This window comes from Nocardia vinacea, from assembly GCF_035920345.1.
GTDB lineage: Bacteria > Actinomycetota > Actinomycetes > Mycobacteriales > Mycobacteriaceae > Nocardia > Nocardia vinacea_A.
Genome location: NZ_CP109149.1, coordinates 3,631,722 through 3,644,271, shown reverse-complemented (window position 1 = coordinate 3,644,271; position 12,550 = coordinate 3,631,722). Strand labels below are relative to the sequence as shown.

Below are 12,550 nucleotides of genomic sequence, written 5' to 3'. Positions count from 1 at the left end.
ATGCGCCACTTCCCGATTCATCCCCAACCGTCGCCAGCCACACCCGGTGCCTGGAGAGCCGACACCCGGTTCCCACCCGCGGCGCACACCACACGCGAACATCGCTCGGCCCATCATCGCGACGCGAGTCCGGTCACCATCGCGGCCCCCGACGGGCTGCGGCTCTCGGCCGCACGCCTCGGCCCGGCGCATCCTCCGGCGAGTGTGGTCTACGTCCACGCCCTGCTCACCGACTCCACCTACTGGACGCCGCTGACCGAGTGCCTGCACCAACGGCTCGACGGCGGGATCGCCCAGATCGTCTACGACCAGCGCGCACACGGCACATCCGAGCATTCGGCCCCCGGGGCCCGAGCCATATTGCCGACGCTGGTCGATGACCTCGACACGGTCCTCGCCCACGCTCACGGAGCGGTCGTGCTGGTCGCGCACTCGGTGGCATCGCTGCTGGTGCAGGCATGGGCCGAGCAGTACCCGCACCGTGCCCGTGCCTTGGCGGGCATCGTGTTTTTCAACGGCTGCCCCGAGTTCCCTTGGCGCCCAACGGATGACATCCACGTCGAGGGAAGACGCTCCCGACGCGCAGCGCGTCAGCTGCTCGGGGAACTGACCACCTATCTGTTCGAGCCGCCGCTGCGCTACCGGGCGCCGCGCCGCAGCCCGTTCGACGCCATCGGTGGCGCGACGCGCCTCGAGAACCTCGACGCGATGCTCGCCGACCTCGCCGTCTACGGCGGCGCGACTCTGACGGGTGAGGCAGCCAGCGTTTTGCGGGCTGTCCCGTCCTGGGTACTGACCGGGCAGCTCGACCCGGTCGTCGCCCCGAGCAGATCCCAGCATCTGGCCGAACGGATCTGGGGCGACTACGACAGCGTCCCCGACGCCGGACATTCCCTGCCCTACGTCGAGCCGGGCAAAGCCTGCGAGCCGATCCTGGCCGCGCTCGAGGTCGCCTACCGCACCCAACAACAGCACGGCGGCGCGCTGTGATCGCTAAACCTCTTCCCGTGCAGGTGCTTTCGCCGCTGACTCAACTGCTGGGCTATCTGATGTGGTTCGTGCTGCTGCTGTGCATCGCCCGCGCGGTGTGGGTCGGCGGGCTGCTCGCGATCCGCATGTACCGCGAAGAAAGCGTCGAAGGACTCCTCGGCGCACTGCTGGGCGCGGCTCTGCTCGGGTCGGCCAGCTCCATCGCCATCACCGTCCTGCCCACCTGACCGGACGAAGGAGACCGACCCCGTGAACCCCTTGCGCGCACACCGGATCGGCGTCGTGGCACTGCTCGCGTTCACCGGAGCGCTCGCCGTCGCGGGCCTGCTCGCCTGCAGTGGCCAGGACGCCAACGGATCCGCACAGCCGAGCGCCACCGTAACCGTCACCGCGCCAACCGGATTGCGCTGGCAGAGCTTCCAAGGCGTGGATCTACCAGTCGCTGACCAAGGCCCTGAGCGCATCGAAGGACCGGTAGCCAGCGGATTCGACCGCTCACCGGTAGGTGCGGCGCTGGCGGCGATCCACTCGACGGTGCGGATGTCGATCGGCACCGACAGTCAGTGGCCCACGGTCGGCCAGCGCATGCTCGCCGAGGGCCCTGGGCGCGACACCTGGGCAACTGCCCGCGCCCAGATTTCGATCACCGCACCGATCACCAGCGGCGCACCGAAAGTCGCGGGCTACGTGATCGCCCACTACACCCTCGACGCCACCGACGTCGACATCTACACCATCCACCCCGACAACTCCATCACCCGCAACAACGCCCACGTCCTGTGGCAAGGCGGGGACTGGCGGCTGCACCTACCCGGCAACGCGACATTGCCCCTGGTCACCACCGCCGCGGTGCTCCCCGCCGACATCGTCTCGTTCACCCCGCGCTGAGGAGCCCAACTCATGAGATCCTATCGCCTGCTGATCATCCTGCTCGCCGGTATCACCGCCGTGGTGATCGCGGTGTTCGTACTCACCATCACCAACACCAGCCCTGGCGACATCCCCGCCGACCCCGGCAGCGCCCCAGCGCCAACAGAGCGAACGTTTCCCGACCTGCCGCCGACCACAATTCCGCTGCCGCCGACCACCGACCTGTTCGGCAACCGCCTGGAAGTGCCCCACGACGAATCCGGTGTCGCGCTTGCGCAAGATCCGAGCACCCGCACCGACCCTGCCAGCCCGGCCTACCTGACCACCCCACCCGCCCGGATGCAGTGGCAGCGCGGCTGGGGCGGCGCGGCACTGCCGGCATCGGGCAGCGACGGACCCGCCCGCATATCCGACGGCATCGCAACAGGATTCGCCCACACCCCGCAAGGCGCGGCACTGGCCGCCGCCGATGCGCTCGCCCGCGCTCTAGCTGCGCCCGAGGGTGTATGGCAGCACGTAGTGCGGGAACGCTACTACGGCGGCGGCCAAGCGCTACTCGACCGGTTCGCCCGCTCCCGCGAGCGCACTCGTGACGCTGCCCGCTACGTCGTGGTCCCCGACGGCGTCCGGATCCAGCCTGGCTACCGCGACGACCTCGCGCTGGTGCAGTTCGCCACGCACAACGACATCGGTTACACGATCTCGACCTGGCCGATGGCATGGATCGACGGCGACTGGCATGTACGAGTACCAGACGATATCGAAACACTCTGGGGCCCAGGCACTTCCGCCTCTTCTCTGACCGGATTCGGATACTGGAAGGGCCTGTCGTGACCGATATTGCCATCGCCGGTACTCCGGTCATTGCGATCACGACATGGCGAACCCAGCTGCCCATCCCCGATGTCTGCGAGATGCCGCTGGGGCCGCAACAAGCATGCGAACAACTCGGACAGGCCGCCTCCGACGCGGCGGGCTCGGCCCTCGACGACATAGTCGCGCAATTCGCGGAGAGCTTCAGCAACATCCTGCGGTTCGTCATGACCTGGTGGACCGCGCTGCCCTCACCGCAACTGACCGATAACCAAGGAGGACTCGGACCGACGCTGTCGGGCATCCGGGAATACACCAGCGGCCTGCAGGTGCTGCTGCTCACCTGCGGAATCATGTTCGCGGCGGCACGGCTCGCGCTGGCCAAGCGCGGTGGGGTCGCTGGTGAGGCACAGGAAAGCGTGCTGATGTTGGGCCGGGCGGTGTTCGCCTCGATGGCCTTCGCTGCGGTCATCACCGCCGGAACTCGTGCTGGTGACGCCTTTGCCGAGTGGGTGATCTTCGACTCGTCCCGAGGCGACGCCCACAACATCGTCGCTGAGCTGACCAAGTTCGATCTCAGGACGAACAACTCCGGATTGGGAACTGGTGTTTTGTTCGTGCTGTTCCTCCTCGGGATCATCAGCATGCTCATACAGCTGGTGATGCTGGTGCTGCGGCAAGCCTTGCTGATCCTGGTCGTCGCTGTTATCCCGATCGCGGCGGCTGCTTCTGGGACAGGGCCGGGTTTCCAGGCATACAAGCGTCTGTTGAGTTGGTCGCTGGCGTTCGTGTTGTGGAAGCCGGTCGGGGCGTTGATCTATGCGATGGCGTTCACCGTGGCCGGGCGTGATCAGCAGGATCCACAGCTGGTGCTCCTAGGTTTGATCTTGCTGGTCATGACGGTGATTGTTTTGCCCGCGCTGATCCGGCTGGTCGCACCCGCGGTGGCGACACTCGGCGGCGGGGGCGGCGCGGCGGCAGTGCTGGCAGGCGGCGGCGCAGGTATAGCGATGGCATCGCTGGGCGACCGTTCGGGAGGCCGCAAGGTCAGCGAAGGCGAGAACGACCCTGGCGGCGCATCACCACCCAAGGACCCATCTCCAGGAGGCGGTGGTGGCGGAGGGGGTCGACCGATGCCCGACGGCAGCGGTGGTACTGGCGGCAATGGTTCCTCCGCCTCGGGGGCGGACACCTCATCAGGGGTCGCCCCCGGTGGCTCGGGCGGGGGTTCGAATGGTGGCGGTGCACCGCCACCAGAAGCCGCGGCATCGAAGTCGTCGAACGCGGCGGGTGCGGGCAGCGGCGGGGAGGCGGCCGGTGCTGCTGGCGGCGTGGCCGGTGCGGTCGCGTTGGGTGCGCAACTGGGGCAGCAGGGGGCGTCGGCCCTCAAGAGCCAGACGCGAGACGCCACGGAGGGCGGTCTGGATCCGGATGCGTTGGGGCCGGGGGAGGTTCGGCGATGACCACACGCATGTATGGCCGTTGGGAACGCCCTCGCTCGGCCGGGTTCTTCGGGTTGACCTGGGGTGTGTCCATGCTCGGGCTGGGCTTGATCATCATGGTGATGGTCGGGTTCATGATCACCCGGTCGCTGTCGATGGCGGCGAGCTTGGTCGTGGCCTCGGCACTGGTGTTCACGCCGCTGGCGATCACCCGTAACGGCCGCACCGGCTGGGAGATCGCCGTGCTGCGTATCCAGTTCGCCGCTGCCGCGGCCCGCGGTGAGCACGTCTACCAGGCCGGCCGGTTCTCCAAAATCCCGGGAGTCGCGAAACTTCCTGGGTTGCTGGCGGATTCGCGGCTCTCGGAGTACGAGACGGCGGGTGGGAAACGCTTCGCGATGATCCATATCCGCCGCAGCGATCACTACGCTGTCGTGCTGCGGGTGATCCCACGTGGCAAAGAGTTGGTCGACCAAACTCAGATCGACGCCTGGGTCGAAGGATATGGCCAGTTCCTGGCGACGCAGAGTCGCGGTGGGGAAGTTGTCGCGGTGACCGCGGTGTTGGACAACGTGGTCGAGACCCGGCTCAGGCAGGCATGGGAGGTCGCCCGCCTGGTGCGCCCGGATGCCCCGGCTTATGCGAAGGCGGTGATGCGGGAAGCCGCCGCCGATGTCGGTGGGGTCGGGGTGCGGATCGAGGCGCGGATCGCGATCACCTACCGCGCGATCGGTAAGGGCCGTATCCGTCGTGATGAGGCCGAGCAGGCCCGCGAGATCGGGCAACGCCTGCAAGGAGTCCTGTCCCAGCTGGCCCGTGCGGGGCTTCCGGCGACACCGTTGCAGGCGTGGGAGGTCCTCGGGTTGGTGCGCACCCGCTACGACCTTGCCTCCCAACGTGATGTCGAAGCCGCCGGTGTCGAGATTATCCGTACACAGTCGTGGGATTCGGTCGGGCCACTGGCGCATAGGGACCGCTGGGATCACTACCTACACGACGGCGCCTGCTCGATCACCTGGGAAATGGACGCCGCCCCACGCGGGGCGGTCATGGAAACTGTGCTCGAGGAGTTACTGCGCCCGCGCGCCGACGTGCCGCGCAAGCGGGTGGCGATCGTGTACCGGTTGCATTCGGCCGCCGAGGCAACCACGTTGGTCGACTCCGACTTTCGTGACGCGGTCGCGGCCGAGCAGACCGAACGCGGAATCGCCTCGGCTTCGGCGCGGATCCGGGTCGGCAATACCCAAGCCGCCCGAGAGGAGCAGGCGCGTGGGGCGGGGTTGACGCGGTTCGGGGTGCTGGTGACGGTCACCGATCACCTCGATGGGGACTTACCTGGGATCGAGGCGTCGGTGAAAGCGATGGCCGCTGCCTCCCGGTTAGGGGTGCGCCGCTGCTACGGCACACAAGCCGCCGCATTCGCCGCGAGCCTCGGGATCGGGTTGATCTTGCCGGAGCACACCTCCATCTCCAACCGGGTGTCGAATTGAACGGGTTCACGGAAACTGAAGCGTCTTCAGAGGGAACCCGAGTGCGCTCCACCGGCATCCGGGAGGGTGGGTGCTCGGGTTGGTGTGGAACCTGGCGGGCCGGCGGTGTGAGGGTCGGTCAGCAGTTGCCTGGCGTTGGTGGCCCACCGGATCGCGTTGGTGTCGGAGATCGCGAACATCACCGACAGATGCAGTGGGTCCGCGCCGCAGTTGATGGCTTCCTCGAGTTTGCGGTCGATGCGCAGTCGTTCCAGGGTCGCTGTCAGGCCGCGCAGGTTCGGCAGGAACGCGGTGCTGACCGGTCCGGTGCGCAGTCCGGTTTCCTTGCTGATGAGCAGGTGCGGGTTCGCGGTGCGTGGCCAGCGGCTGCGCCGGTGGTCGAGCCATTGGCGCAGTACCGTGGCGGTGATCTCGTCGATCGGGAGGTTGCGGCCGCCGATGGTGATGCGCCGGTTGCCCAAGTCCACATCGTCGAGCAGCAGGGCCCGGATCTGTCCGGGCCGGGCGCCGTAGATGGCGGCCAGGGCGACACACAGACGCGAGGGTGGGGTGTCGGCGGCGCGCAGCGCGGCAGTCATCTCGTCGTCGGACAGTGGTTGCCAGATCCGTCGGACTCGTGGTGTGTGCCGGATGCGGGCGCAGGGGTTCTGGAAGACCACGCCGTTGCGTTTGGCCCAGATGAACAGCGACCGCAACCCTCCCAACGCGAGCATCCTCGGCTCGCCGTGCAGATCGGCGAGATAGGCGAGGACCTCGTCACGGGTGATCTCGCGCAGGTGATCGTGGCTGGCCGACCAAGCTTGCAGCGCGGGTCGGACCCCGTTGAAGTAGGCCATCGCGGTCGCGGGTGTGCGGCGGTGCTGGCGGGGCCCGCCTTCGTGCAGGGTGCGAACCCAGCGTTCGGCCTGGTGGGCGATCGCCGGGGCGAGGCCGTCGAGTTTGGCGTCGAGCCAGCTATCGAACACCGTGGGTCGGTCGTCGAGGAGGATCCCCATCATCGACAAGATGTCGATGACGTGGACGAGCGCGCCGCCACCCTGACGGCAGATCAGCCGGTGGAACTGCGAGACCCGCACGAGGTCGCCGTCGGCGTGCGTGGCCAACAGCATGACCAGGTTCCGATCGAGTGCTCGGCGCTGTTCATGGGGGAAGCCGTGTGCCTCGGCCATTGTCCAGGACAGGTGCAGGGCCCAGGCCAGCCACGGATTGTCCGGCGCGGCATCCGATCTCAGGTCGACACGGCCACGCCGATAGGTGCGGGGCAGGTCTGTCAACAACAGCAGCTGCGCGGAGTCGAGACTAGGGCGGGATGCTGCCGGCGGTGCTTGTCTTGGCCGACGCCCCTTTCTCAGGTCGACACGGCCACGCCGATAGGTGCGGGGCAGGTCTGTCAACAACAGCAGCTGCGCGGAGTCGAGACTAGGGCGGGATGCTGCCGGCGGTGCTTGTCTTGGCCGACGCCCCTTGGCCCCGCGTTGTCGCGGCGTTGTCGGCGGTGGCGCGTGGGGCTGATAGAGGTCGGCCAGAAACAGCTGGTGGTAGCGGACTTTCGCTGCATAGGGAGCGAGAATGGCTCTGTCGCGAGCGTTTTCGGCGGTGGCGGCCCGGTCGAGCCTGGCCTGGCACCAGCACAGGCGGCAGTAGCCATTCCTGAGGGCGACCCAGCGGTGGCAAGCCGAACAGTTGCCCACGGGTCGGCGATAGCCGACAGCGAAGTTGTAGCAGGCCAGGCACACGCCCTGAGCGTAGGTCGGGCCCCATGCCAGGCATTCGGAGCAACTGGTCACCGAGCGCGCGATCGGCGGCCGGGCACCATCTCGGGCGGCCATCGCTCAGGTCGGCGGCATCGAACGCCCGTCCCGGCGGCGGGGCACCACCCTGGGGCGAGATTGTTGTGCCGCAGCCTGCACGTCGTTGTCGCTGCCGGAGTCGGGACGCGACACCGAGTCCGGTTCCGGGATCAGCAGTTCGCCGATGTCACAACCCAGCACGACGCAGACCACGTCCAGATCGGCGAGCTTGATCGAGGCGGGCTGGCCCGACCACAGGTGCGACATCTTGCCGGCGGAGATGACCAGGCCGTGCTCGGCCAGCAGGCGTTGCATCTGCGAGGCTTGCCAGATACCGCGGTTGGCCGCGGCCAGGCGCAGATTCCAGCGCATTCACATCAGTCCCTTCAAGCGCGTGCCGACGCGTTGTTGACCGGCGATCCAGGCGTCCTCGATCCGGCTTCGGTGCACGTGAACGTATTTCATCGTGGTGGTCACCCAGGCATGGCCATACATCTCCTGGATCGAGATCAGGTCCACGCCGTCCAAGTACAGTTGCGAGGCGCAGTAGTGGCGCAGCACGTGCGGCGACATCCGCCCTATCCACGTTGGCAGATGCGCCCGCGTCGCCTCGGCCAAACTGCGACGCAAGGCGTTGTAGCCGACGCGATTTCGCGTTCCGTCCGCGTTGATGCGTTCGGAGGGCAGCAGCGGTGCGCCTGGGCGGGTGTGATCGTCGCTGAACTGTCCCCACACGTCCTCGACATACCAGCGCAGGGTGCGGTCGGCGCCGTTGAGCAAGGGCACCATCCGTTGCCGCGGTCCCGACCCTCGCGCGCCTTTGCCGACGCGGACATGGAGCTTGCCGAAATACCCCAGCTCCCAACGAATGTCGTCGAGATCGAGATGGCGGGCCTCGTTGATCCGCAACCCGACATCGGCCATCAGGCGCGACGCGGTGTAGTTCCGGGCGGCCGGAGCGAACTTCCTGCACGTCGCCAGCTCCTGCGCCCACCCCGCGAACAAGGTTTGGACTTCCTCGCGCAGCGGCGGGATCCGCACCCTGGTGTCCTTGTGGCCACGAGGGCGGTTCATCTCATCGATCGGGCATTCCACCACCCGGCCGGTCATCGCATGCAACTCGACCTTGTGCCGAAGCTCGAGGAACTCGAAGTACACCGACAACGCCGCACAACGGGCCAACCTCGTGCCGCTCGGCGACCCGCGCAGCACCCGCCCGAAGTAGGTGTCCGCGTCTGGTGGCTCCATCTCCCACAACGGGCGACCGAACCAGGTCCGCATCTGTTCGAGATTGCTCAGGTCACCCCGGATCGTTGCATCGGCCAGCCCCGCTGCCGAGCGCGCGAGCACGAACTCGGCCAGCACATCGGTCTCGAACCGTTCCAACTCCTCGGCCGAGGCAGCTGGCCGAGCCGACCGCAGATCCCGGACCGCCGCGATGCCCAACTGACACACCTCGCCTTCACCCGACGTGGAAGGAGATCGAGAAACATGAGACCACTTCAGAAAAGCCGAGACAACCTCAACACGCCGATCGCAGCACGTATCACGGTTAAGGCCCCTGGTCTGCGGCTCACCGCCACTGCTCGCCACCAGTCGAACCTGAGTGATGGGGAACTGGCATGAACACCCAGCGCCCCAAGAGATCTCGCCCCACCCGCACCGAAACAATCGCCGGTGTCCGCGTTCTCACACCGCAGGCGCGCGCCGCGATCGAGGCGTCTGCCGCCAAGTCTGGCCTGCGTGGTTGGCGGGCACGGCTGGCGATATCCAGCGATGATCATCGCCGGGCGACCGCGGCCGGTCGCGGGGAGGAAACCGGCCGCGAGGGCTTCGACCGATCGCTGCTGGCGCTGACCGATCGCGGCTATCGCGGGCTCGGCGGTGGCCGCGCCGCGGTCGTGCCCGGCATGCCGGAATGGCGCGCGACGACCGTGCAAGTGGGCGGGCTGTGGCCCTTCACCGTCGGTGCCAGCGCCCCCACCGTTGGCACCCCGGTCGGTGCGCACTACATCACCGGCGCGCCCGTGCATTTCGACCCGATGAGCTGGTTTCTGCGCGGCTTCATCACCGCCCCGATCGCGTTCGTGCTGGCGCTCAATGGTTTCGGCAAATCCAGTCTGATCCGGCGCATGGTGACCGGCGCGGTCGTGGCCGGGGAAACCGTGCTGTGCATGGGTGACACCAAACCCGACTACCGCGACCTTGTCGTGGAACTCGGCGGGCAGGTCGTCGACGTCGGTTATGGGCACGGCACCATCAACCCCCTGGATGTCGGCGCGCTCGGTGCTGTGGTGGCGCGACTCGCCGACCCCGACCAGCGGCGCCAGGTCACCGCGCGCGTGGAGGCCGGGCAGGTCAACATCGTTGCCGGGCTCATCGAGCTCGTGCGCGGATCCCGCGTCGCTGACTACGAAGAAGTACTGCTCGCCGCCGGGCTGCGCGAACTCTACAGCCCCGCAGGGGGTTTCAGCTACGAACACCCGCCGATTCTGTCGAACTTGCTCGAGGTCATTTCCGGCGGTGGCGACCAACTGCGCCAGTTCGCCGAAGAAGACGACGAACCCGCCTACCGCGCCAGCACCAAAACCCTGCGCCGGTCCCTGCGCGCGCTGGTCGAAGGACCGTTCGGCGCGATCTTCAACGGGCCGACCACCACCCGCCTAGATCTGGCCAGCCCCGCAGTGTGTGTGGACGTCAGCCGCATACCTGAAGGCGACACCAAGCTCTTGGCGGCAGTGCTGATGGTCTGCTGGAGCGAGGGTTTCGGCGCGGTCGCCGCCGCCCACGCACTCGCTGATGCCGGACTCGCCCCGCCACGCACGTTCGAAGTCGTCATGGACGAGATCTGGCGTGTGCTCGGCGTGGGCGAATTCATGGTCGATCGCGTCGATGCCCTCACCCGACTCAACCGTGTCCTGGGCACTGGGTTGATCATGTGCAGCCACACGATCAAGGACCTGTCGAGCTTCGATTCGCCTGCCGCGCAAGCCAAAGCCCTCGGGTTCTTCGAGCGAGCTCGGGCGAAGCTGATCGGTCCGGTGGGGCCAGAGGAGATCGATCGCATCCGTGCTGCGGTCGGTATCACTGATACCGAGAAACGCCTGGTCACCTCGTGGGCGGCTCCTCGGCCACCCTCCGATGACGACCTGGACCCCTCACGCCGCGAAACCCCACCGGGCACAGGCTGTTTCCTGCTCAAAACCGGTGAAGCCAACGAACCCGGCATCCCGTTCCGGCTGGTATTCACCCCCACCGAGCGCGCCGCCGACATCCACAACACCAACCGCCGCTTCGACAATCTGCCCGCAGCAGGGGAAGCGAGTAGGTGATGGATACCTCGAAAACCGTGATCGCGACGGCGATCTCGCTACCGATCGCGTTCATCATACTACTGCTGATCGTTGTCGGCGTCGACTCGGCCCGTTCGTGTGCAGCCCCACTGGCCAACAGTGCCGCCGGAGTCAGGGGTGCCACCGGACAATCGGTGGCGGGGCTGTCGGAGCGCCAGTTACAGCTGGCCCGCAACGGTGTCGCGATCGGCAAACAACGCGGCATGACACAGAACATGATCATCGCCGAACTGGCCGCCGCCGCCACTGAATCCACCTTCCGCAACCTGGCCAACCCCGCGGTGCCGGAATCGCTGAACTACAGCAACGACGGCCTGGGCTACGACCACGACTCGGTCGGTCCGCACCAGATGCGGGCCAGTGTCTGGGGATCGGTCGGTATCGCCACCTTGATGAACCCGATCTACCAAATCAACTGGTTCTACGACCACGCCGCGCAACTCGGGCCCGCCGCCGCCCACATGTCACCGGCCGACCTGGCGCAAGCGATCGAACAATCCGCACCCAATGCCTATGGAGCGCAACTGGATTTAGCGCAACGGCTCTATCTGATGTTCGCCGACATCGATACCGCCTCGATGCCCTCCACCCCCGGCGGGTCCTCACCCGCCGGGTGCGGGCCGAACGGATCCGGGACGCCACTACCCGCGCACGCCAGTGCCTTCGGTCGCGCGGTCATCGAGGCGGCGATGAAATGGATCGGCACCCCGTATGTATGGGGCGGCGGCGACACCAATGGTCCGACCAGCGGCGGGTTCGACTGCTCGGGTCTGACCCTATATGCGATCTATCAGGCCTCGGGCGGGCGAATCCGGTTGCCGCACTACACCCAAGCCCAACAGGACCACCCCAGCGCCCAACCGGTGCCCTATGCCGAGCGCGCACCGGGGGATCTGATCTTTTTCACCGCGCCAGGCGATACGGATTCCCATCACGTCGGCATCTACTACGGCCGCGACGCTCAAGGCCGCGACCTGCTGTTACACAGCCCGCAAAGCGGCCAAAACGTCACTCTCACTGCGTTATCGGTGTTCGACGGAGAACGGATGGCCGTGCGCCGCTACAGCAAACCCGCCCCTTCACCCCTCGACACCACCCCGGGAGGACGAGAATGAAAACCACACCGACAGTAGCGGCCCCGCACTCTGGTGTCACACCGGAGATGGTCGTGCGTGTGCGTGCGGCCGAGCTGCACGGGTTCACCAGTACCCGCCAATTCGATCGGGTCGCGGTCGAGCACAAGTTCACCGACGGCCGCGCCTTCGAGCGATTTCTGACCGCATTGATGGTCGAGGCCGGGATCGACTACGAAGGATTGCGTCAGATCGAAGCCGCTCGCCGCAGCGCCGATCAGCGGCTGGTGGCGATGGCGGTGCGGGGGCCGCGGCTGATGCTGTGGTCGGCCGCTACCATGGACGCCTTCACCGTGTGCCGCGGTGACGGGCGCGTCATCTGGCACGACCGGTTTGCCAGCGACACCGTCATCGCCACCGGTGCCGCGGCTGCGGAAGCCTCAGCGCGACAAGCGATCTGGCTGGCCGGGCAAGCCCGCACCCAATGGGGTGCCCAGGCGGCCACCCTGCATCTGATCCTGGCCCGCACCCGCGGCATCGACGTCGAGAACCTGCACCACGCCGCCCGCACCGCCGCGCTGGTGCTGGACGTGGTGAGCGAACCAGTGCACAACCCGGCCGCCGAACAATGCGACCGCCACGAGGCCATCGACTGGTCCACCACCGACCTCGGCGGCCTCCTACACCCATCCCGGGAGTCGGCATGACCCCAACAAAAGTCCTGACCGC

The 12,550-nt window shown here is 67.2% G+C and carries 12 protein-coding genes; 9 read left to right on the top strand and 3 right to left on the bottom strand.

Annotation, left to right across the window (positions count from 1 at the left end):
- The 6 genes from OIE68_RS17005 to OIE68_RS16980 are packed head-to-tail and all read left to right on the top strand — an operon-like array spanning position 1 to position 5,605.
- Complete coding sequence (locus OIE68_RS17005; RefSeq protein WP_327100329.1) at positions 1-990, top strand: alpha/beta hydrolase; 990 nt, start codon at positions 1-3, stop codon at positions 988-990.
- Between the two features lie 17 nt (positions 991-1,007).
- Positions 1,008-1,217 (top strand): hypothetical protein, encoded by a 210-nt coding sequence (locus tag OIE68_RS17000; RefSeq protein ID WP_327100328.1) that lies wholly within the window; start codon positions 1,008-1,010, stop codon positions 1,215-1,217.
- A gap of 22 nt (positions 1,218-1,239) precedes the next feature.
- Positions 1,240-1,878 carry a hypothetical protein gene (locus tag OIE68_RS16995; RefSeq protein ID WP_327100327.1) on the top strand — a complete coding sequence of 213 codons (639 nt, stop codon included), beginning with the start codon at positions 1,240-1,242 and terminating at the stop codon, positions 1,876-1,878.
- Between the two features lie 12 nt (positions 1,879-1,890).
- Positions 1,891-2,694, top strand: coding sequence for a hypothetical protein (locus OIE68_RS16990; protein WP_327100326.1), 804 nt, complete (start codon positions 1,891-1,893; stop codon positions 2,692-2,694).
- The gene (locus OIE68_RS16985) at positions 2,691-4,136 is read left to right on the top strand and encodes a hypothetical protein (RefSeq protein ID WP_327100325.1); all 1,446 of its coding nucleotides are present in this window, start codon (positions 2,691-2,693) and stop codon (positions 4,134-4,136) included. Before OIE68_RS16990 ends, OIE68_RS16985 begins: the two co-directional genes overlap by 4 nt.
- Complete coding sequence (locus OIE68_RS16980; RefSeq protein ID WP_327100324.1) at positions 4,133-5,605, top strand: SCO6880 family protein; 1,473 nt, start codon at positions 4,133-4,135, stop codon at positions 5,603-5,605. The genes OIE68_RS16985 and OIE68_RS16980 overlap by 4 nt, the downstream gene beginning before the upstream one ends.
- A gap of 26 nt (positions 5,606-5,631) precedes the next feature.
- Here the strand turns inward: OIE68_RS16980 and OIE68_RS16975 are convergent, their stop codons facing one another.
- The 3 genes from OIE68_RS16975 to OIE68_RS16965 all read right to left on the bottom strand — a co-directional run bounded on the left by OIE68_RS16975 (position 5,632) and on the right by OIE68_RS16965 (position 8,841).
- Positions 5,632-6,879: an integrase gene (locus OIE68_RS16975; protein ID WP_327100323.1), complete on the bottom strand. Its 1,248-nt coding sequence runs from the start codon at positions 6,877-6,879 to the stop codon at positions 5,632-5,634.
- Positions 6,880-7,437: 558 nt separating this feature from the next.
- Positions 7,438-7,767 (bottom strand): helix-turn-helix transcriptional regulator, encoded by a 330-nt coding sequence (locus OIE68_RS16970; RefSeq protein WP_327100322.1) that lies wholly within the window; start codon positions 7,765-7,767, stop codon positions 7,438-7,440.
- Entirely contained in the window at positions 7,768-8,841 is a 1,074-nt protein-coding gene (locus OIE68_RS16965; RefSeq protein WP_327100321.1) for a site-specific integrase, read from the bottom strand. It abuts the gene before it with no gap.
- 176 nt (positions 8,842-9,017) lie between these two features.
- Here OIE68_RS16965 and OIE68_RS16960 point away from each other — a divergent pair, with 176 nt between their 5' ends.
- The 3 genes from OIE68_RS16960 to OIE68_RS16950 are packed head-to-tail and all read left to right on the top strand — an operon-like array spanning position 9,018 to position 12,528.
- The gene (locus tag OIE68_RS16960; protein ID WP_327100320.1) at positions 9,018-10,727 is read left to right on the top strand and encodes a hypothetical protein; all 1,710 of its coding nucleotides are present in this window, start codon (positions 9,018-9,020) and stop codon (positions 10,725-10,727) included.
- On the top strand, positions 10,727-11,863 hold the full coding sequence (locus OIE68_RS16955) for a C40 family peptidase (RefSeq protein WP_327100319.1): 1,137 nt from the start codon (positions 10,727-10,729) through the stop codon (positions 11,861-11,863). Before OIE68_RS16960 ends, OIE68_RS16955 begins: the two co-directional genes overlap by 1 nt.
- Entirely contained in the window at positions 11,860-12,528 is a 669-nt protein-coding gene (locus OIE68_RS16950; RefSeq protein ID WP_327100318.1) for a hypothetical protein, read from the top strand. Before OIE68_RS16955 ends, OIE68_RS16950 begins: the two co-directional genes overlap by 4 nt.
- The last annotated feature ends 22 nt before the right edge of the window (positions 12,529-12,550 follow it).